Genomic DNA, 23381 nt, shown 5'->3' with positions numbered 1-23381 from the left:
ACCGGACGGGCCCTCCGTGGCCAGCCGGGTGGCGGCGAGCGGCCACACGATGAAATCGGAACCTCGAATCGGGACCAAGGAGGCCGACATCTTGACGTATCGCACGACTTTTTCACGGTTTCCCGCCAGTGTTGGCGGTGGTCGCCCTTCCCCACCTCCTCGACGGCGGTCCTGGGGGCTGGGACTCTGGATCATCATCGGCTGCTTACTGACTCCGGCGCTGGTCAAGGCCGAGTCGGAATCGACCGCCTTCGTCAATGCCCTATCGCGTCTGAAGGACGCGCCCACGGTGGACTTGCCGGAAGCGATCGAGCGGTTGGCCACGGTCGATGATTCGCGCGTCCTGGCAGCTTTGAATGCACTGCTGGAGAACCGCCTCTATGTCGTCAAGGCCAGCGGCCGCATCGTCTCCGGCACCGCGACTGGCGATGGTTTCGATCTGACCGACCTCGAATCCGGTCAATCCGCGGGCAGCGCTGGCCGCTTCGATATCAAGAAGATCGCCATCAACAACACGCTCCGCAACGCGGTGAAGCGGCTGATCGCGCGACGCGAACTGGGCGCCGAGGATGCCGGGCAACGCCTGCAAGCCGTGCAGGCCCTCACCGAACAGGCGGATGTCGAGTCGACTAGCCTGCTCCGCGCACGCTATCCATTGGAGAAGGATGCGGGTGTTCGTACCGCGATCGGCACGGCACTCGCGCTAGCCGACATCGGCAGCGCGGACAAGGCAACGCGCCTGCAGGCCATCCGCGCCTTGGAAGGGAATCTCGACCAGCAGGTTCGCAACAAGCTCGCCGAACTGGTGGAGACACGAGAGGACGGCCGCTTTATCGAACCGGACGCCGATGTCCGCAATCTTGCCGCCGCCGTGATCAGTAACCTGGAACTCAAGCTCCAGCTCAATCATCTGGCGGAGACGCTGTTCTTCGGCCTCAGCCTGGGCGCCGTGTTGTTGCTGGCAGCCATCGGACTGGCGATAACGTTTGGCGTCATGGGGGTCATCAACATGGCCCACGGCGAATTGATGATGCTGGGCGCCTACACCACCTATGTTGTGCAGTTGTTGATGCCCGAGCACCTCGATTGGTCGCTGTTCGTGGCGATCCCGGCGGCCTTCGTGCTCTCCGGCCTCGTCGGCATCGGTATCGAACGCGGCATCATCCGCTTCCTGTATGGGCGGCCTCTCGAAACGCTGCTGGCGACCTTCGGGGTCAGCCTGTTTCTGCAGCAGGTGGTCCGGTCTATCTTTTCGCCGCTGAACCGCAGCGTGGCGACGCCCTCGTGGATGAGCGGCTCGGTTGAAATCAACGGTGCCCTGTCGCTGACGCTGAACCGCTTCTACATCATCGTGTTCGGCCTGCTGGTGTTCTGGGCGCTGTTGGCGATCCTGAAGAAGACTCGTCTGGGGCTGGAAGTGCGAGCGGTCGCCCAGAATCGATCGATGGCCAAGGCCATGGGAATCCGTACCGATCGCGTCGATGCCATGACCTTCGGACTTGGTTCGGGCGTCGCCGGCGTCGCCGGTGTGGCCCTCAGCCAGTTGACCAACGTCGGCCCCAACCTCGGGCAGGCCTACATCGTCGACTCCTTCATGGTGGTCGTGTTCGGTGGCGTCGGCAATCTGTGGGGGACGCTGGTCGGCGGTATGACGCTGGGCGTTGCCAACAAGATCCTCGAACCCTTTGCCGGGGCTGTGCTCGCCAAGATCCTGATCCTGATCTTCATCATCGTATTCATCCAGAAACGCCCGCGGGGACTGTTCCCGCAGAAAGGGCGCGCGGCGGAGGGCTGAGACATGGGTATTTCCGTATTGCTCGGACGCGACGCCGGTGGCCGGGTCTTTCTGACGCTACTGGTGCTGGTCGGTGTGTTTCTTCCCGCGCTCCATCTGCTGCTGCCGGAGACATCGCCCCTGCATATTTCCGCTTACACGCTGGGCCTGATCGGCAAGTACCTCTGCTATGCGCTGCTGGCATTGGCAGTGGATCTGGTCTGGGGCTTCGGCGGCATTCTCAGCCTGGGCCATGGCGCGTTTTTCGCACTGGGCGGCTATGCGATGGGCATGCACATGATGCGGCAGATCGGCGACCGCGGCGTCTATGGCAATCCGCTGCTGCCGGATTTCATGGTGTTTCTGAACTGGACGGAACTGCCTTGGTACTGGTTGGGCTTCGACCGGTTCTGGTTCGCCGCGTTGATGGTCCTGCTCGTGCCCGGTTCGTTGGCTTTCGTGTTCGGGTGGCTGGCCTTCCGTTCCCGAGTCACTGGTGTTTATCTGTCGATCATCACCCAGGCCCTGACCTACGCCCTGATGTTGGCCTTCTTCCGCAACGAAATGGGCTTCGGCGGCAACAACGGATTAACTGATTTCAAGGACATACTCGGTTTCAGCCTGCAGGCTGACGGCACGCGAGTGTTCCTGTTCGTGACGACCGCCCTGTGCCTTGGGCTCGCGTACATCGCCTGCCGCTTCGTCGTGAGTTCGAAACTGGGCCGGGTCGTCGTGGCGGTGCGCGACGCCGAATCGCGCACCCGTTTCATCGGCTACCGCGTCGAGTGGTTCAAGCTCTGGATCTTCGTGTTCTCCGCCGTGCTCGCCGGCCTCGCGGGTGCCCTGTACGTACCGCAGGTCGGCATCATCAATCCCGGTGAGTTTTCCCCGCTGAATTCGCTGGAACTGGTGATCTGGGTAGCGGTCGGCGGCCGGGCGACGCTTTACGGCGCGGTGCTGGGCGCCATCCTGGTCAACTACTCCAAGACCGTGTTCACGGCAATTCTGCCGGAAGTGTGGCTGTTTGCCCTGGGTGCGCTGTTCGTCCTGGTGACCCTGTTCCTGCCGAACGGGCTGATCGGACTGCTGAGCCAGCGGCGCGGAGAAAGAGCATGACCGGCGCGCACGTACTGACGACGAACCCGGCCGGCCCGGCGTCCGCCACCGATGGCGTGGCGGATCCTCGCCTGGATACCACGCACGGCCCAATTCTTTACCTCGAAGACATCAGCGTCACCTTCGACGGGTTCCGCGCACTGAACCAGCTCACGCTCTACATTGACGACGGTGAGTTGCGGTGCATCATCGGGCCCAACGGGGCCGGGAAGACGACGATGATGGACGTGATCACCGGCAAGACACGGCCCGACCGCGGCACCGCCTTCTTTGGGCAGATCATCGATCTGCTCGAACTCGACGAACCCGCGATCGCCCAGGCCGGCATCGGGCGAAAATTCCAGAAACCCAGCGTGTTCGAGGAACTCAGTGTCTTCGAGAACCTGGAGCTGGCGATGCGTACGGATAAACGCACCTGGCCCACGCTGTTCGCCAAGCTGAGCGGGGCGCAACGCGACGACATCGAAGACGTGCTCCAGACGATTGGTCTCCCGGAACAGCGCCGGCAGCGAGCGGGATCCTTGTCCCATGGTCAGAAACAGTGGCTGGAAATCGGCATGCTGCTGATGCAAAAGCCGAAGCTGTTGCTGGTGGACGAACCGGTCGCCGGCATGACACACCAGGAAACCGAGCGCACTGCCGAGCTGCTGCTGTCACTGGCGGGCAAGCATTCCGTTGTGGTCGTCGAACACGACATGGAATTCGTCCGTTCCATTGCTCGCAAGGTCACCGTGCTGCACGAAGGCTCCGTGCTGACCGAAGGGTCGATGGATGAAGTCCAGCAGGATCAACGGGTCATCGAAGTCTATTTGGGGGCCTGATGCTAAAAGTCACAGGATTGAACCAGTTTTACGGCGAGAGCCACATTCTGTGGGATCTCGACCTGACCGTGTTGGGGGGGGCATGCACCTGCCTTATGGGCCGGAATGGCGTCGGCAAGACCACACTGCTGAAATGCATCATGGGGCTCTTGCCGACAAAATCCGGAACGATGGATTTGCTCGACCAGAGCCTGACCAAGGTCAGGGCTGAAGCCCGTGCCAGCCTGGGTATCGGGTACGTACCGCAGGGACGGGACATCTTTCCGCTGATGACGGTAGAGGAAAACCTGCGGATCGGCCTGACGGCGCGAGCGGACCGCCGGAAGACGATACCCGACCAGGTGTTCGAGATCTTTCCGGTATTGAAGACCATGCTGCACCGGCGCGGGGGGGACTTGTCGGGCGGACAGCAACAACAGCTTGCGATCGGTCGCGCGCTGGTGATCGATCCGAAGCTGCTGATCCTCGACGAACCGACCGAAGGCATCCAGCCCAACATCGTGCGTGAGATCGGGGACGTGATCATCCGGCTCAACCGGGAAATGGGGGTGACGGTGTTGCTGGTCGAACAGAAACTGCCGTTCGCCCGCCGCGTTGCCGACCATTTCGTGATCATGGAGAAGGGTCGGAACGTTGCGTCCGGACCGATGGGCGACCTGAACGATGACATCGTGCAACGGTTTCTGTCCGTTTGACGGCGCCCGGCTGGCCCCGCCGAGCGCGGGCCGATGAAAAGTGCCGGGACCGCCGCCGGACAAGGACACGTGCTGAACCTGACTTACCGGGATGACTACCGAAGATGCTGAAGCTGACCTGTTTTGCCAGCAACGGGGCCCAGGCGAGCGACACGCTCACTCTCCCTTTCGACGAGCGTCAGCGCAGCCGCTTCCTGGCGCAGCTCGACAGCGGCCGTGAAGTCGGTGTGGTGCTGGCTCGGGGTTCGGTGCTGCGCAACGGCGACTGCCTGCTGGGCGACGAGGGTCTTGTGGTCCGGGTGCGCGCGGCCCGCGAAGCGGTTTCGATAGTCCGGATTGACGATGAGGGCCTGCTGGCACGGATCGGTCACCAACTGGGCAGCCGCCGTGTGCCACTGCAGATCGGCACCGGCGAAATACGTTATCCCTATGATCACCTCTTGAACGAGCTGTTGCGCTCGATGGGTCTGGAGGTCCGCGAGGAGACCGCGCCGTTCACGCCGGAACCCGCGCCTCCGACGGTCGTCGAGACGCCTCCCTACCGCAAACCCTCGAATTGGGTCGGGCTCTCCACCATGGGTCGCCTTGGCGCCTCTGCTCGGCACCGAGCGGGCTTTCCGGGTTCGGCCCAACGCTTGTGAGGCCGGCCCCAGCCGCTTGATGCCCCACTGCAGACAGTGCGGGCAGGATACGGTCAGGAGAGCTTTGGTCGGGGGAGCTTTATCGAACGAGAGCAAATCCCTGCGTAGACGTCCGCCCCGGTAAAGGGACGACACAGCAATCGGCCGGCACCGCGTACCCGCCTGCAGCAACTACAGTAAGGCAGCGATGGGCAGCGGCCGGTCTGTTTTGATACCATCGCGACATAACGCGGTACTGCGCCACGCCACGGATCACCCGTCGGGGTGAGCTGCGAGCCGTTTCCCTACCCCCTGCCCGTTCCGATCGGCGCCGCATCAGACCGGACGGCAATCGCCGGATATCACGGTTTCATGAACCACCCCGGAACCACGGGCCTGCCCGCTCCCTGCAAGGACACGGGCCTCAAACCGCAAGCAAGACCTTGCTCGCGCCGATGACCGGCCATGTCCTTTTTTTGACCGGGAAGCTGGCTGAACCACAACTCCGGAAAGTGCTGGCCGAGATCCAGCCGGAATTCACCTACACGGTGCACCAACTCGGCGTCAGTGTTGCCGCGCTGATGACGGCCGACATGATCCGGCGACGGCTGAAGGACACCTTCGGCGCCGACCGCGTGCTCGTGCCCGGCCGCTGTCGGGGCGACCTCGACCAGCTGTCCGCTGATCTCGGCATCCGCTTCGAGCGCGGTCCCGAGGAATTGCGCGATCTGCCGGAATTCTTCGGCCGTAAGGCCCGCAAGCCGGACTTGAGCCATTACAGCCTGCGGATCTTCGCCGAAATCACCGACGCGCCCCGGCTCTCGGTCGAGGATATTGGCCGCCGTGCCGCAGCCTATCGCGCCGACGGCGCCGACGTCATCGACCTCGGTTGCCTGCCCGAAACCCCTTTCCCCCATCTCGAGGAGTCGGTCCGGGCACTGAAAGCGGAGGGGTTCCAGGTGAGTGTCGACTCGCTGGAAGACGACGATCTGCTGCGTGGCGGTCGCGCCGGGGCCGATTATCTGCTGAGCCTGCACGAAAGCTCGCTGTGGATCGCCGATGAGGTTGCCGCGACGCCCATCCTGATACCGGAGACCCACGGCGATCTCGACTCGCTGTCGCGGGCCGCAGCCGCACTCGAAGGCCGCGGCCGGCCGTTCATTCTCGACCCGATCCTAGACCCTATCCATTTCGGTTTCACCGACTCGCTGGCGCGCTACAGGGACACGCGCGCGCGGCACCCGGACGCCGAGATCATGATGGGGGTCGGCAATCTGACCGAGCTGACGCACGCCGATACCGCGGGCATCAATGCTATCCTGTTGGGCGTTTGTTCCGAGCTCGGGATCAACCAGATCCTCGCGACCGAGGTCAGCAAGCATGCCCGACGCGCAGTCGCCGAAGCCGACCTTGCGCGGCGCATCATGCATGCGGCCGCCGGCCTCGGCACACTGCCGAAACTCATTGACGACGGTCTGATGGCCTTGCACGAACGCTCGCCCTTCCCCTACTCCGCGGACGAAATCCGCGCCCTGGCGCAAGCGATTCACGATCCCAGCTACCGTATCCAAGTCAGCAGCGAAGGCATGCACATCTTCAACCGCAACGGCCTGCACACCGCCACTGATCCGTTCGCGCTGTTTCCCGAACTCGGGGTCGAACAGGACGGTGGGCATGCCTTCTACCTCGGTGTCGAGCTAGCCCGCGCCCAGATCGCCTGGCTGCTCGGCAAGCGATACACGCAGGACGAGCCGCTGCGCTGGGGCTGCGCTACCAACGACGACACCTCGACCGGCGTGGATCTGCATGCCTACAAGCAGGCCGGCACGACCCTGCAACGCAAAGCAAAGGACGACGAATGATCCTCGAAACCATCGTCACGAGTCAGGTACCCGGCGGCGCGTGCCACATCGCCCCGATGGGTGTCCATGTCGTGGACGCGGGCTACCTGATCATGCCCTTCCGCCCTTCGACAACCCTCGAAAACCTGCTTGCGTCCGGCTGCGCGGTCATCAACATGACCGATGACGTGCGTATCTTCGCCGGCTGTCTGACCGGACGGCGGGACTGGCCGCTGGCCCCGGCCGCTCGGATCGCGGGCAGTCGCCTGCGCGACACGCTGGCTCACATCGAGGTCGAGGTCATCGAAATCGGAGACGACGACACACGTCCCACGCTGTTGTGCCGTGCCGTGCACGAAGCTCATCACCGGGCATTTCGGGGTTTCAACCGCGCCCAGTTCGCGGTCCTCGAGGCCGCCATCCTGGTCAGCCGCCTCCGCATGTTGCCCGCGGAGAAGATCGAGCGTGAGATGGCCTATCTGCAGATCGGCATGGACAAGACGGCAGGCCCGCGCGAACGTGAAGCCTGGGGCTGGCTGACGGACCGGATCGCCGAGCACCGGCGGCAGGCGGAAGGCAGTGCGGTGTCGGCATGACCGGTTTTCTCGCCAGCGTCCGGAACCTCGAAGAAGCTCGGATCGCCGCGGCCGCTGCGGTCGATATCCTGGATCTGAAAGCGCCCCAGCACGGCGCCCTTGGAGCACTGGACGTCGCTGACGTGACGGAGATCGTCCGCCGCCTGGGAGACTCCCAGTGCATCAGCGCTACCATCGGCGACCTGCCGCTGGAGCCTGCGCGCATCCTGACGGCGACACGCGCCATGGCCGCGACCGGCGTCGACTACGTCAAGCTCGGCTTCTTCCCTGGCGGCGACCTCGCGGGCACGCTCTCGGCGCTGGAGCCCCTGGCCCGATCCGGCCCACAGCTGGTCGCGGTACTGTTCGGCGATCACCCCCCCAGCGCGGAGCTTCCCCGAATGCTGGCTCGGGCCGGCTTCGCCGGCTGCATGCTGGACACGGCCGACAAGACGCGCGGTTCCCTGACCGAGATCTGCTCGCTCCAGTCGCTGTCGCGCTTCGTCACGGAAGTGCGAAGCCAAGGCCTCCTGTGTGGGCTGGCCGGTTCGCTACGCACCGAGGACATCCCGGCGCTGTTACCCCTGCAGCCCGACTATCTGGGCTTTCGCGGCGCGCTGTGTCGCGGACATCAACGTACACAGCGCATCGACCCTGGCCTGCTGCAAGACATCGGGATGGCCGTGCGCGGCAACATCGACAAGCCTTCAGAACGGACCCGCGGCTTTCCCGTCATGGCCCCGGCATCGCCCCTATCCCCCGTCGAGATCTGAGACCCATGCACCCGAAGCTCCTGTCCGCTGCCTATCGACTCTCCCGGCCGCTGTTGTTCCAGCTCGCTCCCGAGACCGCCCATCACTGGAGCCTGGCCAGCCTGCAGGCACTCGCCGCGCTCGGATCCTTGAATCCGGTGAGACAGCGCGTGCCGTCGTTGCCGCGCGACGTCATGGGTCTGCGCTTCGACAATCCGGTCGGCATGGCCGCCGGGATGGACAAGGATGGCGACTGCATCGACGGCCTCGGTGCGCTGGGTTTCGGCTTCATCGAACTCGGCACCGTCACGCCGCGTCCCCAGCCCGGCAACCCACGGCCCCGCCTGTTCCGGCTCCCGCCGGCCGAGGCGCTGATCAACCGGATGGGTTTCAATAACCAGGGCGTCGCACAGCTGGTCGGACGTGTCCGGAAAACCCGATACCCAGGCGTGCTCGGCATCAACATCGGCAAGAACCTGTCGACGCCGGTCGAAGAGGCGCTCGGTGACTACCTGACGTGCCTCCGCGAGGTGTATCCGGTGGCGGGTTACATCGCGATCAATATCTCATCCCCCAATACACCCGGCCTGCGGGACCTGCAACGCGGCGCGCATCTCGACCGACTGCTGGCCGGCTTGCGGGCGGAAAGGGAAGCGCTGGCGATAGCGCACGGCCGGACCGTCCCTATCGCCGTGAAGATCGCCCCGGATCTCGAGGTGCCAGAACTGCGTGAATTGGCCGGCGCAGTCCGCAAGCACGGACTCGATGCGATCATCGCCGGCAACACGACGTCATCCCGTAGCGGCGTCGAAGGTCTACGCCACGGGGAAGAAACTGGCGGGCTCAGCGGCCGGCCGCTGCGGGAGCGGTCGACCGCGATCGTCGCGCAACTGGCCGATCTGCTCGGTGGAAGCCTACCGATCATCGCCTGCGGCGGGGTGTTCTCGGGCGAAGACGCGCGCGCCAAGATGGAAGCCGGCGCGAGCCTGGTCCAGGTCTACAGCGCGCTGATCTACCGTGGCCCGGCCATCGTCAGCGAAATCGTCGCGGCGCTGCGCTGAAGCGCGCCGCGCTCGCAAGCCGGACGGGTTGGGGAACCCTTGGCCCACCGTATTCTCAAATTAGACGTTGCGGGAATGGATAGTGAGCAGGAGGGGGGACCTCCTGCGCACTATCCCCCCGCGGTTACCGTCGCGCCGTTAGCCAGCAAGAGGAGATCAGGCATGTTTACTCCGCGCCGTATTCTTTCTGTCGTCGCCCTGTTGGGCACTGTAGGGTTTCAGAGTGCCGCATGGTCCTATGGTGGAGGCGGTGGCGGCAGCAGCGGCTGTGATGATCCGAAGTTCCTGAAGCCAGTGCCGGTTGACGGTTCGACGGTACCCTCCCTGTCGGAGTTCGCTTTCCTCGCTTCCGACACCGACGCCAGTACCTTGGTGGTGGAAATCAATGGAGCCGCTGTGCCGACCCAGATCACACCGCTCCGTAGCGGTGATCTGCAGGTGAATGTGCTACCCCCGGCACCGATCAGCCAGGCGGGCAAGGTTCGCATCACCGCCAAAGGCCAGAGCCCAGGAGGATGCGCGGGGTTCACCGCGTTCTACATAAACGTTCAGCCTTGACAGCGAGGTGAGTCATGGTGGGCTGATGCCTTGATGATCGAGCCAAACCCGACCTGAATGGTCGAAACCGCGGAGAGATAGGCTATGCTCAGAGACTTCCTCAGCCGTTTCAACGCCTACCTGGCGGGTCATCCCGGTTTTCTTGCCAAGCTCAAGCTGCTTTTCTGGATCAAGTATTGGGCCCTGACCGGGTTGATGGGCCTGTTTCTCTACCTGATTTACCGCGAGCGTGGCTGGCGTCGTAAAACCCCGATGCCGTCCCGTACCGCGGGACACAGCTTCGAGGCCTAAGCGTGTCGCTGCACTCCCGAGAATGGCCCCCTTCTCAATGTTTATGTTGGTGCGTATGCCCGTGACCGTGGGCATGTGAGTGGGAATGGCGGTGGCCGGCGGCTGGCGGCTGAGGCGTTGCCCCGGCCGCATCCCGGGGCAACGCCTCAGCCGGCGCATCCCCGGGCGGAAGATCTGGGAGCATGGTCCACGCTGAATCCTCGACGGGCTGATCCGAGCGGGTCACTACGGCGACCCCATGGCCGTAGACCATCATCCCACCAAGATCGGCTCCGAGGCTGATGAGCACCAGCAGCCCGCAGCCACCAACGAGTTCGAGAACACGCCCCCACCGTGCGGGGCGCCGGCCCACCCATACGTTCCACAAGCAAAGCAGCACCGCCAATCCCAACACGGCGAGTCCGAAGCGCTCGTGCGCCTCCATCAGTTCGTGCACGGTTTCGTCGTGTTCGACGCTACCCGCTGCCAGCAACCCCGTCACCACCGTAGCGGCAGCCCCGAGGGTACCAAAGTACAGCATCCACACCGCGGCATTTCGCAGCGATTCCTTTCCGGTCACCAGCGCCAGCAGCGCGGACACGACATAGCCGAACAACAGCGCGATCGGTAGATGGACCAGCACCGGATGCACGTTGGCCATCGCATTCAAGCCGGGCATCCACTCTGCGATCAGATCATTCATCGGGCCTGTCTCTGGGTTGTGGGGCTGGGTTGGCGCCCGGGGATCGCCCGGCGGGTACTGACCGGGTCATAAGGTCTTGAGGTATTCGAGCACGGCGCGCCGTTCGTCAGCCGTCAGCCCATCGCCGAAGGTATGTCCCGCATTCGAATACCCCGGCAGCGTCGTGTCGTAGATTCGCTTGCGTTCTTCACGATCCTCGGCCCCAGCCTTGCCGTGCGACAATTCGCGGAAGCGCCAACCCAGGGTCGCTGGGTCGTAATCCTTCGAATCGAACGACCGCGTCCAGTAGGCGGGGCGGCGCGGGCTATCGAGCAGCAGCTCCAGCGTAGGCACCGAACCGTTGTGGAGATACGGTGCGGTCGCCCAGACCCCGTCCAGCGGTGGGGCGATATATCCCATCGCGGGCGCCGATTCCGCCACTTCGCCGTAGTAGGAGCCGTTGAACCAGCGGCTGAACCGATCGCCCTCGCCGCCGGCGGCGAAGCGGGCCATCGCGGGATCACTACCGATAGTCGCCAGATCCACAACGAGGTTCGGATACGTCGGTGACGCGCCATAGGTTCCATGGCAACCGGCGCAGGTCCGCTCGAACACGGCGCGACCGCGCTCGGCGAGTTTCCCCTCGACGCCGAAGGGCCACTGGGGTGGCTTCAGACTGACCAGATAGGCCCGGATGTCGGGTGCGTAGGCGTCGATGGCCTTGACGGTCGCGACATCGTCCGCGCACAGCAACGCGCCCAGCATCATGATGCGCGCCTGATCGCCGCGCCCCTCGGTGTTGTAGAACATCGCATGCTTCTTGCCCATGCGCCACCAGGGCGGCACGCTGGTGGCCGCCGGTGTCGGCGGCGGCGGCGCCATTAACGGCGTGTCCGACCAGGCGAGCGTCTTTGGATCGCGGTGCGCCAGCAAGGCCAGCGTCGCCGAGATGGCCGGATTCACGCCAACGGTATCGGTCGTCGTGTAGGGCGCCGTCGCCCGCAGGACATTGACCCAGCGTTTCCATTCGGCGACATCGGCTGCGGCCTCCACGTAGGCACCGGCCGCCTCCGCGCGTTCGCTCACGTCTTCGGTGAAATCAAGGTTCTCGTTGCCCAGGCCGACCACGAGTTGGCCATTGAAGAACGACGCATGGCAGGCCAGGCAGTTGCTGACGACCAGATCTGCGCCCACCGGCGTGCGATGGCGCGTCAGAGAGTACGGCAGTTCCTCGTTGCCCGGAGCACGCCCCGGCAGCCGCTGTTCCGGAGGGGCGGGGCCGAGGGTCTTACGCCAGGCCGCGGTCGGCATGCCGCAGCTGATATAGGCTTCGTTGACCAGTGCCCGGTAACCCTGGTCCGGACTGCCGGCCCGCTGCGGCGTCGCGGGCACTATTCCTGTAGGCGACGTACGCACCGCGGGTTCTTCCGGGGCGCAAGCGGACAGCAGCAGAACCACCGCCATGATCGAGGTTGCTCGCCCAGTTGCGTTCACGATGCCCTCCGTCAGAATTGAGTCCAGGCCATGGAATTGCGGCTCAGGGTGAGCCGACGTCAATGACACCCCATCCGGCCACCGGCCGCCCGTCATGCTGACCTTCCACACGCACGGGGATCGACATGCCCTGGTCGGTGGCCGTGTCGTCGGTTGACTTCGTCGTCGCTTCCAGCTTTAAACGGGTCCGGCCATCCGGCGTCATCAAGCTCCAGGCGTCGGGACGACGCATGCCCGTCTTTACCTGCGCCACAGGGCGATCCAGCGTTCGAATCTGGCCGTCCGCCGCGATCCAGACGACGCGTGACGATGGGGGGGCACTGCCGTCGCGCCGCCGTGTCTGCACCAGGACCAGGGCATCCCCTTGGTCGAATTGCAACAGCCAGCGGTCGAAGCTCACCTGCCCACCAACCGGCGGCACAGGACCCCAGTTGTGGGTAAACCAGCCGGTACCGAGCACCGGCCGTGCTCCGTCGGCCGTCGTGAGTTCGCCGGATACCGCCATATGCGGATGCAGGTAGCCCGTCCAGGGCCCTCCCGGCAACTCCGTATCCCCCGACGTCACCCGTGGCGGTGCCAACGTCAACTGCAACCTCGCCTGCAGTTCGCTCTCGTGCAGCACCAGTTCCCACTGGTCGCCGCTGGCGTCGGCACGAACCCACGCCAGGCGGTCGCCGTCGATCCAGAGTTTCGGCGGGTCGCTGGCCCGCCCCGCGATGCCCAGAGCGACGCGGCTGTTCCGGACCACATGCACCGATGCGGCAGGTGCGCCAGCAACCAGTGTCAGCTCGGCCCGCAGGAATTCGCTGGCTGCCCAGGCCGAGCCTCGGTTCGGAGCGCGCGCAGCGGCGGCTAGACGCACGAAGCGCACGCGGAGCCAGAGCGTGCCCTGCTCCGACGTCAGCCGCATGAAGGTGTCCCAGACTTCGAACGGGACGTCGTCATGGACGCCGTGTTCACGCGGAAATCGCAATTGGCCGCGCTCGGAAGCCGGTTTCGGAAAGGCACCAGCGGTCTCCCGGTCCCACGCTCTCAACACGGCGGACAGATCACCCCTGGCTGCCGGCGGCTCAGGCCCCCAATGGGAAAACGACACCCAGCCGGCCACGACGAGCGAGGCGGCCAGCACCCAGCGTGCAGGGTGGCGCGACCAGTTAAGGTTATGGCTCACCGATTCGTTTCCGAAGCCCGGAGCAAGCGGCTTGCCAGCGTGCCCGACGGCGGTTTAACTTCACACTACGCTACGACAGCAAGGGGCCGAGAAATGTTCGAAATCCCGTCCGAAGACGCGCGTATCGCGGCCTTGTTCAGCGAGGAGCGCCTGATGGCGCTCGGACCCGGCCGCCCGAATGCCGAGGCACGTCCGTTGCTTGAGCAACTGGACCTCGCGACGGCTTTCGGACCGAAACCCATCGTCGACCGCGCGATGGCGCAATGCTGTCTTGCCGGTATCTGGCTTTATCACGACTTCCTGGACGAAAGCCACCGGATCAGCCAGGACATCGCTACCCCGAGCGGCAGTTACTGGCATGGCATCCTACACCGCCGCGAACCCGATAGTTGGAACAGCCGGTACTGGTTCGACCGGGTGGGAAAACATCCGATCTTCCCCAAGCTCCGGCAGATGGCACGTGACCAGGCACTGGCCGAGGCTGAGCAGCCCGAGGCGAGGTTTCTCATCGAACAGAAACAATGGGACCCCGGCGCCTTCATCGACCTGTGCGAAGCGAGCCGGCTCGGCCGCGCCCCAACGGAGATGCTGTGTCGGAAAATCCAGCTCCGGGAGTGGCAACTGCTGTTCGATTACTGCTTCCGGCGTGCGCTCGGTGAGTAGTCGTCGTCCCAGCGGCCGGCATGGCGTTCAGGCGATCCGCAGGACCTTGGCGCCGCGCACACGCTTCAGCTTCAGGTCGATCAGCGCCCGGTTCGCATCGACGACATCGTAAATCTCCACCTCCGGACGCATCGGAATCGTCGCTGCCAGGTCCAGGAACTCGCGCACATCGGCACGCGTAACGTTGGCGACGCTCTTGATCTCCTTTTCCAGCCACAGGTCCCGCGGGTAATCGAGCCGGGTCAACTCGGCCTTGTCCCCCTCTTCCTTGCGGATCGCGTTGATCACGAGGCGCCCGCCCGGCTCGAGGTTTCGCAGGGCCTGCACGACCGGTAGCCAGGCCGGCGTCGTGTCGATGATCGCATCCAGCCGGACCGGTGGACGGTCCAGGGTATCGCCGGCCCAGACCGCGCCCAGCTCGAGCGCAAAGGCACGCTCCTCCGGCCTGCGGGCGAACACGTACGACTCGGCGTTGGGAAAGCGATGCCGGACCATCGTGAGTACCAGATGCGCCGACGCGCCAAAGCCCGTGAGCCCGAGGCGACCTCCGTCACGCAGGCCGGTCAGAGCCAGGGAACGGTATCCGATCGCACCGGCACACAGCAGCGGCGCGGCTTCCTCATCCGAAAAGACCGGTGGTATGCGATGCGCGAACGCCGCCGGCACCGCGATGCACTCGGCATAGCCGCCATTCGCGTCGCGGCCGGTCGCCCGAAACTCGGAGCAAAGATTCTCGGCGCCGGCCAGACAATGCGCGCACTGGCCGCAGGCCGAGTAAATCCACGCGATGCCGACCCGGTCACCGACCGCCAGATCACGAACTCCGATGCCGCACGCAGCGACCACGCCAACCGCCTGATGCCCCGGAATGACCGGCAACGATGGCGGAGTCAGACGCCCTTCGATCTCATCGAGTTCGGTGTGGCACACGCCGCAGGCCGACACCCGCACCAGCACGTCACCGGGCCGCAGTTCAGGCTCGGCCACCTCGCGCCAGGCCAGCGGCCGACTGTCTGGGGTCACCTTCCCAACCCGATCCAGCACCATCGCCCGCATCGCAGATGCTCCCGCGCGAAACCGCTCCGCCCTGAAACCGGTGCTAAGCCAGCCCCTTGGAAGCCACCTCGTAGACATCCTTCGAGATGCCCGGAGTCCCGGCGATCCGTTGCAATTGCGCCCGCAGCAGCGTGGCGCGTTGCTCGTCGTACCGCCGCCACTGCGTCAGCGCGCCGGCCAGTCGCGCAGCGATCTGCGGGTTCAAGGCATTCAGTGCGATCACGTGATCCGCCAGGAATTCGTAGCCGCGGCCATCCCTGGCATGGAAATTCACCGGGTTAGCCTGGGAAAACATGCCGATCAGCGATCGCACGCGATTGGGCACCTTCAGATCGAAATCCGGATGCTGCAACAAACCCACGACCGCCGTCAGCGTATCCGGCAGCGAGCAGGACGCCTGGAGCGCGAACCACTTGTCGATCACCAGCGCCTCTCCCCGCCACTGTTCGTAGAAGCGCTCCAGCAGCGGCCCACGCTCGGGATGATGGCTGTTCACGGCCAGCGTCAGCGCGGCAATCTGATCGGTCATGTTCGTTGCGTCATCGAACTGGGCAGAACACAGTCGATAGGCAGCGTCGGTCTCGAGTGCCATCAGATAACCGAGACAGGCATTCTTCAGGCGCCGCCGGCCGATGGAGCTGGCATCGGCGGGGCCGGACTCGATGCAGTGATGCGCCGCGTAAAGACGCTCGAAATGCGCGCCCAGATCTTCGGCCAGCCGGCGTCGCAAACCCTGCCGGGCGGCATGCACCGCATCCGGATCCACGCGTTCGAGCAGCGAACTCACATAGTCTTCCGACGGCAGCGTCAGCAGCAAGGCCCAATAAGACCGGTCGTCCAGCTCTCCCGCGGCGACCCGGCCCATCGCATCGACGAGACAGGCGTCGAGCGTCTGCGTTCGCGCGCTGTCCCGCCCGTCCTGAATCCGCGCGATGATCGCTCGTGCTGCCAGTTCCTGGGCCGCATCCCACCGATTGAACATGTCGCTGTCATAGGCGAGCAGAAAGGCCAGTTCTTGCTCGCTGCGCGGCATGTGCAGTCGCACCGGCGCGGAGAATCCGCGCAACGGCGACAACACCGGCGCTGCCGGCAGACCGACGAAGCGAAAGCGCTGCACCGGCTCGGTGACCGATAAGACCCGGTTGGTCTTTCCCCCGTCGGTTCCCTCCCCCTCGAGGATGATCGGGAGATCGGTCCCGTCGGGTCCGACGAGGCCCAGCGCGAGCGGAATGTGAAAGGGCTGCTTGACCGGCTGACCCGGCGTCGCCGGGCAGCTCTGGCGTACCGTCAGTTCCAGCGCCTGAGCCTTGGCATCGTACTGAGCTTCCAGATGTAACTCCGGCGTACCGGCCTGGCTGTACCAGCGCCGGAATTGCGTCAGGTCCACACCGGTGGCGTCCTCCATGCAGCGCACGAAGTCCTCGCAGGTAACCGCCTGACCGTCATGCCGCGCGAAGTACAGATCACAGCCCTTGCGGAAGCCCTCAGACCCCAGCAAGGTCTGGATCATCCGCACGACCTCGGCCCCTTTCTCATAGACCGTCAGGGTGTAGAAATTGTTGATCTCGATATAGGACTCGGGGCGTACCGGATGGGACAGCGGTCCCGCATCCTCCGCGAACTGACGGATGCGCAGCTGATTCACATCGTCGATCCGCTTCACCCCGCGCGAGGTGTGGTCGGCCGTGAATTCCTGGTCGCGAAACACCGTCAGGCCTTCCTTGAGGCTCAGCTGAAACCAGTCGCGGCACGTGATGCGGTTACCGGTCCAGTTGTGGAAGTATTCGTGCGCGATCACGCCCTGAATGTGCTCGTAGTCCGCATCGGTCGCGGTGTCAGGCCGGGCCAGCACGTACTTCGTATTGAAGATGTTGAGGCCCTTGTTTTCCATGGCCCCCATATTGAAGTGGCCGACCGCGACGATCATGTACAAATCGAGGTCGTACTCGCGGCCGAAGCGCTCCTCGTCCCAGCGCATCGCCCGGTGCAGCGACTCCATCGCATGCGAGCACTTGTCGCGGTCGTGCGCCTCGACAAAGATCTGCAGGGTGATGTCCCGTCCCGACATCGTCGTGAACCGGTCCTCCAGGCAGTCCAGCCTTCCGGCCACCAGCGCGAACAGATATGACGGCTTCTTGAACGGGTCTTCCCAGCGGACCCAGTGACGGCCGTCGGGCAACTCGCCGCCCTCCACGCGGTTGCCGTTGCACAGCAATACCGGATAGCGGTCGCGGTCACCGGTCAGCGTCGCGGTGTAGCGAGCCATCACGTCCGGGCGGTCGAGAAAATACGTGATGCGGCGGAAACCCTGCGCTTCGCATTGGGTACAGAGCATCCCGTTCGACGCATAAAGCCCCTCCAACGCGGTGTTGGCACCGGGATTGATGCGGGTGACGACTTCGAGTTCGAAGGGCGCATCCGGTACGCGAGACAGGACGAGGCTCTCTTCTCCCACCGCGAACTCGTTCGGCGCCAACAGGCAACCATCGATTTTCACCGATTCCAGCACGAGTTGCTCGCCCGCCAATTCGAGCGCCGGACGACCGCCGGCACCGGCCGGATTCCGCCGCACTGCCAGCCTGGACGTCACCCGCGTGTCCGCCTCGTCGAGATCGAATGCGAGATCCACCGTGTCGATCAGGTAATCGGGTGGCGTGTAGTCCTTCAGGTAGATCGCTTGGGGCGTCGCTTCGCGCACGGTAACAACCTCGGAGGTGAATTGCAGCTATTATACGGGCCGGCGTCGGACCTCGTGCCGCAGCCTGACCGGCCACGAACCCGTTGGGCCGAATGGCGCAGTACCGTGCCGGCTTCCGCGTGTCAGGACAGGTTTATCCATGAGCACCCGACTGAAGTGCCTTGTCGTTCTTCTGCTTTTGATGGTGCTCGACATTCTGCCGTTCCCCATCGTCGGCTTCATCGGCCTTTATGTGATCCTGCAGCGACCGTCCTGGTTCCTGGAGGTCGTGCAGCGGCTGTATGCCGAACGGAAGCGGTGAACGGCTCGTTCTAGGGGACGGTGCGCGACAGGCGCAGGCAGTGACGAGCCAGCAGCAGCCAGCCCAGCATGAAACTGACGCCGCCGAACGGCGTGACCGCGCCCAACCAAGGTTGCTCGGTCAACACCAGCACGAAGAGGCTGCCCGAGAACAGCACGATGCCGGCGGCCATGGCCGCCGCGCTCCAGCGCAGCAGGCTCGAATCGGGGGATCGGCACCACAGTGCCGCGATCAGCAGCAAGGCCAGCGCGTGCCAGAACAGATACTGAACTCCGGTCTGAAACGCCGCCAGCAGTTCAGGCTCCCGCTGGCCACGCAGGCCGTGGGCGCCAAAGGCCCCCATCGCCACGCCGACGAAGCCGGTGATGGCCGCAAACAGCCGCACCCGCCATGGCCAGACGTCGTCGATGCCGCCCGGTCCCATTGCGTTATTGCCCTGATTTAGCAGCGCTTGACGGGATCGAGCCAAACCGGTCGGCCATGGCTATTCGCTCTTCGGGAAGAACCGGCGGAAGTGGTCGAAAATGAAGGCAGCGAGCCAGATCACGAACATCACGACAACGGCGATCAGGAAGTTGTCGTTGCTGTCGAGATAGGCGTAGAGGCCAACCAGAAAGAGGCCAATCGGGAAAATGACGTTCATTGGGGATCAATAGCGAGGCCACTGTCGGTCGGAACCGCGGCGGCGCTGACAAATGGGCGAATGAATTAGGCTTTCAAAGATACGTAGGGAAACGCTTATAGTCAATCGCGAACCGTGTGCGGACAACGTTCCCCGGCTTTCCTGCCGCCGCGTGCGGCCGGTCGCGATGCTACGGACCACACCGATTCAGACCGTGGCCTCGCAACAGCAACATCAGGGGCACGAGGCGAACGCACCGCGCCCATCCGCACCGCCCTCAGGATTCCAGCCGAGGCTTTCGGCGGGCAATGTCGTCTCGAAGCGCCGCAGGAATGTCTCCGGTGGGCGAAGCAGGCCGCGCCCACCGTCGTCCCGATCTTCCCAGGGGAACAGCAGCATGAACGAGGGTGCATAGTCCCTGATGCCAACCCGAACGAAGATTTGCGGAGAGTCGTGGATGGCGGCCTGCTGGTCCGCAGCCGGAGGCTGACCCGAGCTGAAAGCGACTTCGTTAAAGCCGTCACAGCTGGTGCTCATTGGGGCCGAGGGGACGCAATACCGATAGGTCAGGGCGATGTTCCCCGCCTGCAGACCGAGCCCGGGCAGGTCCGTGGCCGCACGATAGATCGCCGGGGAATTGATGTCGCACACGGCCGCCACGCGGGCCGCCCGTCGTGTCGCCTCGCCGAGCAGGTTCCACATCCACAGCGCCCGGATCAACTCGACGAGGCCCACGAGAATCACGATGAACGAAAAAAAGGTCAGCGCAAAGTCGACGGCCTGGGCCCCACGCTGGCGATTGGGCCCCGACCCGCGGGCCACGCGGGGGTTGCCCCTATCGTTCGTCACCGCTGACACGCCGTGCCCGCGCGGTTGTCCCCGGCCAACGACGCGATACGCGTCATGGCACTGGCGCGCAGCGTGATCGACTCTCCGAAAACCGTCCTCAAGCGCTCCGGCCACAAAGTGAACGGATGGGGATACTCCGCTTGCACGATGGCGTAGCTCAGACCGTCGTGATCACGACAGAATTCGGCAGTGACCTGTGACTGCCCATCCGGCGGGTTCGCGCATGGCGCTTCGCGACCACAATGGACCAGATTGGCGACGATTTGCTCCAGTGACCCGCCTCCATAGGCCACGCCCAGTGCAGTGGAGGTCGGCAGCCAGGCGGCGGTGGCTGGGTCGATTGCCTGGCTGCTCAGAAATTGGGCCGCGTCGCGCACGTTCTTCGTTAATCGGTTGTAATCCAGCAGCAGCAAGGTCAACTCGACCGTTCCGACGAGCAACACGAACAGCGTCAACACGACGAAAGACAACTCGATGAAGGCGGAGCCCGATTGCTGCGCGCATCTGCAGCGAGAGCCGGCGTCCACTCGCGGCGACAGTGGAACGCGTGCGTGCATCAGGAGTCGCCAGCGCCTGGGGTCTTGTACAGCACGATGCGCCACAGCGGGGGTAGCCGCCCGTCCTGGGGCGGCCGAGAGTCCACGCGGCCGATTATGGGACCCGCGCCGCAAAGTCCCTGCCTTGATCCGGAATCAACCACACGCAGCGTCACTGCCTCCGCCTCGCCCTTGAGCTCGACACAGAGGTAACCGATCAGGGGTTCGCTGAACCCGGCTTCACCGCCGCACGAGAGTACCGGAACGACCATCCACGGAACGTTTTCACGCCGGCTCCGCAAAGCCTCGGACAACTGTGCCTGGACATTAAGCTCGACCAGGGACATACGACCATCCGCCGTAGGATAATTCGGGTAAGCGCCCAGCACACCAGCCATGGATTGCAGCCAGGTGAACCCTGCAGCGACCGGTAGAGAGCGATTCTGGGCCTGACGAACTATCCCGTCACAAACCGTGGTGCCGACGGGATCGCTCGATAGTTCGCAGTCGGCGCGCTTCACGTAGCCGTAGCTGCAGTCGCTCCCTTCGACGCCTGATCCGCAACCTGCGATCGGCCCCGACGCACTCTGGTCACAAACAAACAACGGTACCGGAAAGAAACGGTCACCCCACACCGGCGCTGCCGCCGCCGGGCCGGCGACGGCACTGCCGGAAATCCGCAGATCGTAGCGTTCATCCACCAGCCAGGGCTGGATGATGCCCATCAGGAAGTCACTGAATCCGATGGGCGTGTCGATCGGCTGCCTCAGCCGGATGCGTACATAGATCGGCTGGGAGGAATCCGTCTGCGGACAGGCCGTGGAGAACGCGCCCGAGCTCAGGCTGGTGGCGTACTGGATGATGACATCCTCTTCGGCAATCGCGGCGCCCAACGCCTCGTTGCCCGGGGTGGCCGCCGTATACAGCAGCACGTTCAGCACGGCGCGACGCACACCGAGCACACCGGTGGGTGGACTCACCGGCGGGGCAGCGCACTTGTCCTGCTGATTCGGCAAAGCGCGGGCATTCATCATGTTGACCTGAGCAGCCCCGGCGAGGGCCATCGCATCCAGCAGGTTCTGCAGCTTGCTGCGATCGGTGAAGGCATAGCCGGAGGTCAGCGTCAGGCCGATCAGCCCGAACAGGGCGATCAACACGAACGGCACCAGCACGACGTAGACGCCCCGCTGCGACGATGACGTCCGGGGCACCCTGAGGCGGGTCCTGCACTCGGCTAAATCCAACACCGCCCGCTGCCGATCAGACCGACTGCATTTCCGACCGCGCAGCCGCCGGATCAGGACCCTTGCGCGGCCGACCCCGTGAGAGTCCGCAGTTGCTTCAGATTGTCGTGCGCCCGCTCGTAATAGCTCGGTGCCAGCGCTATCGACTCCGAGAAAAATTTCTCCGCCTGCGGGTAGTCGCCCTTCATCATGCAGACATAACCGACATTGTTGTAGGCCGCGTGCGGCCGCATGACCTGCGACAACAGGCCGATCGCCGCCTGATAGTGTCCGTCCCTGGCTTCCACCAGGCCGAGATTGCGGGCGGCGCGCCCGTACCGCGGGTCCAACCCCAAGGCCTGGTTCAGATACTCGCGCGCGCGGCGCTGATCGCCCGCCAGATAATGCGAATAGCCGATATTGCTCAGCAACATCGGGGACTCCGGCACTACGGCCGCGGCAGCGCGGTAGTGGGCAATCGCGGCGCCGTGGTTGCCGCGCAGGTCGGCGATGATCCCGAGTGCATTCATCGAGCGCCAGCGCCGTCGATCGGACGCCAGAGCGCGCTTCAGATAGCCCTCGGCCTCACCATAGCGCCGACCATTGAGCCGGCTCAGCCCCAGGCTCTCGTTCGCTCCCGCATCGTTGGGCGCCGCCTTGAGCATCGCCCGGTAGGCGAGATCCGCCAGACGGGTATCGCCACGGCGGACGTAAATCGCCGCCATCTTCCGCAGCGAGTCGAGGTTCCGGTTGTCGAGATCGTAGGCGCGCAGGTAGTAGACCAGCGCCAGCTCCTCCTTGCCCTCCCGCAGACTGCCATCCCCGAGGGCGAGTGCCTCCGGTGCCGACTGCACCGTGGGAAACAACTGGTCGAGCAGGCTTTTCTGCGCACTTCCGGAGAACTGCTCCGATCCGTTCGATGGCTTGGGAGGCAGCTTCCCCTTGTCGCCGGCACAAGCGTTCAACAATGCGCCGAGGCACACAGCCAGCAGCGCGACACGGGCACAAGGCATCTTCAACATCATCATCTCCCGTCGCTGCGGACCCTGCCGCCCGACGCAGTGAAACGCACGCTGCTCATCCCATCGACTTCATCGCGACGACCAGCGACAGGATCGCGGCCCCCGCCGTGATGATCAAAAAACCCGGCATGAAGCAGACACCAAGCGGCAAGGCCATCTTCACCGTCAACTTGGCCGCCTGTTCGCGGGCCGCCTGCATGCGCTTGGTCCGCAGTTCCTCGGAGTAGTAGCGCAAACTCTCGGCGATGCTGGTGCCAAACCGCATGCTTTGGGCCAGCGTCATCACCAGCGCCTGGATGTCATCCAGACCGGTGCGCTTGCCGAGATTGCGCAGGGCTTCCATCCGGTCGACCCCCGCCCGAATCTCCGCGATCACGATCGTCAACTCGTCCATCATCTCCGGGTGGCTGACATCCATGTCCCGCGTCACGCGCTGCAATCCGGCATCCAGGCCGAGCCCTGCCTCGGTGCAGACCACTAGGAGGTCGAGTGCATCCGGCAAAGCATGACGAATGGCGACCTGCCGACGTTTGATCCGCCGGTCGAGCCAGAAACTCGGGCCAACGTAACCGATGCCGAGCAGCAGTACCGCCGGGACGAAGACGGCCCGCAAGCCACCCGGCACGAACAGCCCGATCAGGAGCATGAACAACGGCAGTCCCAGAGCCAGCGCGTAGCGCACCGTGAAGAAGGCGGACATCGCGTCCCGCGAGCGAAAGCCCGCATGGAACAGACGCTCGCGGATCCGCAGTACGGCTTCGCGGTCGCGAGGGGTCACCCATCGTCCCATCCGCTCCAGCCAGGGGAACCGGGACGCGCGGCCCAGACGTTCCGTGTTGTGGATCCGCCCGAGGCGCCGCCGGATCGGGTCCTGCGACCGCAGTAACCATTCCATGATCGCCAACACCAGCAGAAAACACGCGGCGCCGACCAGCAGCACGGGCAGCCACAAACCGAACGATCCGGCCACTCAGGGGTCTC

25 protein-coding genes are annotated in these 23381 nt (G+C 64.5%); 13 read left to right on the top strand and 12 right to left on the bottom strand.

What is annotated here, in order from left to right; translation table 11 throughout:
• Positions 1-49: 49 nt before the first annotated feature.
• The 11 genes from urtB (at position 50) to ACW73L_RS01530 (ending at position 10104) form a co-directional block, all read left to right on the top strand.
• Positions 50-1795 carry an urea ABC transporter permease subunit UrtB gene (urtB, locus tag ACW73L_RS01580; RefSeq protein WP_498919587.1) on the top strand — a complete coding sequence of 582 codons (1746 nt, stop codon included), beginning with the start codon at positions 50-52 and terminating at the stop codon, positions 1793-1795.
• Between the two features lie 3 nt (positions 1796-1798).
• Complete coding sequence (gene urtC, locus ACW73L_RS01575; RefSeq protein WP_498919586.1) at positions 1799-2890, top strand: urea ABC transporter permease subunit UrtC; 1092 nt, start codon at positions 1799-1801, stop codon at positions 2888-2890.
• Positions 2887-3711: an urea ABC transporter ATP-binding protein UrtD gene (gene urtD / locus ACW73L_RS01570; RefSeq protein ID WP_498919585.1), complete on the top strand. Its 825-nt coding sequence runs from the start codon at positions 2887-2889 to the stop codon at positions 3709-3711. Before urtC ends, urtD begins: the two co-directional genes overlap by 4 nt.
• The gene (urtE, locus tag ACW73L_RS01565; RefSeq protein WP_498919584.1) at positions 3711-4406 is read left to right on the top strand and encodes an urea ABC transporter ATP-binding subunit UrtE; all 696 of its coding nucleotides are present in this window, start codon (positions 3711-3713) and stop codon (positions 4404-4406) included. Before urtD ends, urtE begins: the two co-directional genes overlap by 1 nt.
• Before the next feature lie 104 nt (positions 4407-4510).
• A complete protein-coding gene (locus ACW73L_RS01560) occupies positions 4511-5047 on the top strand; it encodes an urease accessory protein UreE (RefSeq protein ID WP_498919583.1) in 537 nt (178 codons plus the stop codon).
• A 434-nt stretch (positions 5048-5481) separates the two neighbouring features.
• Positions 5482-6888, top strand: a complete 1407-nt coding sequence (locus ACW73L_RS01555) for a DUF6513 domain-containing protein (RefSeq protein ID WP_498919582.1) — start codon at positions 5482-5484, stop codon at positions 6886-6888.
• Entirely contained in the window at positions 6885-7463 is a 579-nt protein-coding gene (locus ACW73L_RS01550; protein ID WP_498919581.1) for a DUF447 domain-containing protein, read from the top strand. The genes ACW73L_RS01555 and ACW73L_RS01550 overlap by 4 nt, the downstream gene beginning before the upstream one ends.
• Positions 7460-8215, top strand: coding sequence for a (5-formylfuran-3-yl)methyl phosphate synthase (locus ACW73L_RS01545; protein ID WP_498919580.1), 756 nt, complete (start codon positions 7460-7462; stop codon positions 8213-8215). The genes ACW73L_RS01550 and ACW73L_RS01545 overlap by 4 nt, the downstream gene beginning before the upstream one ends.
• A 5-nt stretch (positions 8216-8220) precedes the next feature.
• Complete coding sequence (locus ACW73L_RS01540; RefSeq protein WP_498919578.1) at positions 8221-9255, top strand: quinone-dependent dihydroorotate dehydrogenase; 1035 nt, start codon at positions 8221-8223, stop codon at positions 9253-9255.
• A gap of 162 nt (positions 9256-9417) precedes the next feature.
• The gene (locus ACW73L_RS01535; RefSeq protein WP_498919577.1) at positions 9418-9813 is read left to right on the top strand and encodes a hypothetical protein; all 396 of its coding nucleotides are present in this window, start codon (positions 9418-9420) and stop codon (positions 9811-9813) included.
• 84 nt (positions 9814-9897) lie between these two features.
• Positions 9898-10104 carry a hypothetical protein gene (locus ACW73L_RS01530; protein WP_498919575.1) on the top strand — a complete coding sequence of 69 codons (207 nt, stop codon included), beginning with the start codon at positions 9898-9900 and terminating at the stop codon, positions 10102-10104.
• A 34-nt stretch (positions 10105-10138) separates the two neighbouring features.
• On the opposite strand, the gene ACW73L_RS01525 is transcribed toward ACW73L_RS01530, so the two are convergent.
• The 3 genes from ACW73L_RS01525 to ACW73L_RS01515 form a co-directional block, all read right to left on the bottom strand.
• Entirely contained in the window at positions 10139-10786 is a 648-nt protein-coding gene (locus ACW73L_RS01525) for a DUF2231 domain-containing protein (protein WP_498919574.1), read from the bottom strand.
• Positions 10787-10852: 66 nt separating this feature from the next.
• The gene (locus ACW73L_RS01520; RefSeq protein WP_498919572.1) at positions 10853-12259 is read right to left on the bottom strand and encodes a c-type cytochrome; all 1407 of its coding nucleotides are present in this window, start codon (positions 12257-12259) and stop codon (positions 10853-10855) included.
• A 43-nt stretch (positions 12260-12302) separates the two neighbouring features.
• Positions 12303-13430: a lipocalin-like domain-containing protein gene (locus ACW73L_RS01515; protein WP_498919570.1), complete on the bottom strand. Its 1128-nt coding sequence runs from the start codon at positions 13428-13430 to the stop codon at positions 12303-12305.
• A 93-nt stretch (positions 13431-13523) separates the two neighbouring features.
• Between ACW73L_RS01515 and ACW73L_RS01510 the strand changes: the two genes are divergently transcribed.
• Complete coding sequence (locus ACW73L_RS01510) at positions 13524-14093, top strand: hypothetical protein (protein WP_498919568.1); 570 nt, start codon at positions 13524-13526, stop codon at positions 14091-14093.
• Between the two features lie 27 nt (positions 14094-14120).
• On the opposite strand, the gene ACW73L_RS01505 is transcribed toward ACW73L_RS01510, so the two are convergent.
• Together ACW73L_RS01505 and pepN are read right to left on the bottom strand one after the other, a co-directional pair.
• On the bottom strand, positions 14121-15149 hold the full coding sequence (locus ACW73L_RS01505) for a zinc-dependent alcohol dehydrogenase family protein (protein ID WP_498919566.1): 1029 nt from the start codon (positions 15147-15149) through the stop codon (positions 14121-14123).
• A 43-nt stretch (positions 15150-15192) separates the two neighbouring features.
• Positions 15193-17847 carry an aminopeptidase N gene (gene pepN, locus ACW73L_RS01500; protein ID WP_498919565.1) on the bottom strand — a complete coding sequence of 885 codons (2655 nt, stop codon included), beginning with the start codon at positions 17845-17847 and terminating at the stop codon, positions 15193-15195.
• A 139-nt stretch (positions 17848-17986) separates the two neighbouring features.
• Between pepN and ACW73L_RS01495 the strand changes: the two genes are divergently transcribed.
• A complete protein-coding gene (locus ACW73L_RS01495; RefSeq protein ID WP_498919564.1) occupies positions 17987-18148 on the top strand; it encodes a hypothetical protein in 162 nt (53 codons plus the stop codon).
• 10 nt (positions 18149-18158) lie between these two features.
• Here the strand turns inward: ACW73L_RS01495 and ACW73L_RS01490 are convergent, their stop codons facing one another.
• The 7 genes from ACW73L_RS01490 to ACW73L_RS01460 form a co-directional block, all read right to left on the bottom strand.
• A complete protein-coding gene (locus tag ACW73L_RS01490; protein WP_498919563.1) occupies positions 18159-18572 on the bottom strand; it encodes a DUF423 domain-containing protein in 414 nt (137 codons plus the stop codon).
• Positions 18573-18632: 60 nt separating this feature from the next.
• A complete protein-coding gene (locus ACW73L_RS01485; protein WP_162560095.1) occupies positions 18633-18791 on the bottom strand; it encodes a hypothetical protein in 159 nt (52 codons plus the stop codon).
• Between the two features lie 213 nt (positions 18792-19004).
• Positions 19005-19619 carry a TadE family protein gene (locus ACW73L_RS01480; RefSeq protein ID WP_498919562.1) on the bottom strand — a complete coding sequence of 205 codons (615 nt, stop codon included), beginning with the start codon at positions 19617-19619 and terminating at the stop codon, positions 19005-19007.
• On the bottom strand, positions 19616-20176 hold the full coding sequence (locus ACW73L_RS01475; protein ID WP_498919561.1) for a TadE/TadG family type IV pilus assembly protein: 561 nt from the start codon (positions 20174-20176) through the stop codon (positions 19616-19618). The genes ACW73L_RS01480 and ACW73L_RS01475 overlap by 4 nt, the downstream gene beginning before the upstream one ends.
• Positions 20176-21366 carry a TadE/TadG family type IV pilus assembly protein gene (locus ACW73L_RS01470; RefSeq protein WP_498919560.1) on the bottom strand — a complete coding sequence of 397 codons (1191 nt, stop codon included), beginning with the start codon at positions 21364-21366 and terminating at the stop codon, positions 20176-20178. The genes ACW73L_RS01475 and ACW73L_RS01470 overlap by 1 nt, the downstream gene beginning before the upstream one ends.
• 86 nt (positions 21367-21452) lie before the next feature.
• Entirely contained in the window at positions 21453-22400 is a 948-nt protein-coding gene (locus ACW73L_RS01465; protein ID WP_498919559.1) for a tetratricopeptide repeat protein, read from the bottom strand.
• Positions 22401-22455: 55 nt separating this feature from the next.
• Positions 22456-23370: a type II secretion system F family protein gene (locus ACW73L_RS01460; RefSeq protein WP_498919558.1), complete on the bottom strand. Its 915-nt coding sequence runs from the start codon at positions 23368-23370 to the stop codon at positions 22456-22458.
• Positions 23371-23381: the final 11 nt, after the last annotated feature.

The organism is Methylolobus aquaticus (assembly GCF_054172105.1).
Note: the sequence above shows the minus strand (reverse complement) of the source record. Positions and strands in the feature narration are given on the sequence as shown.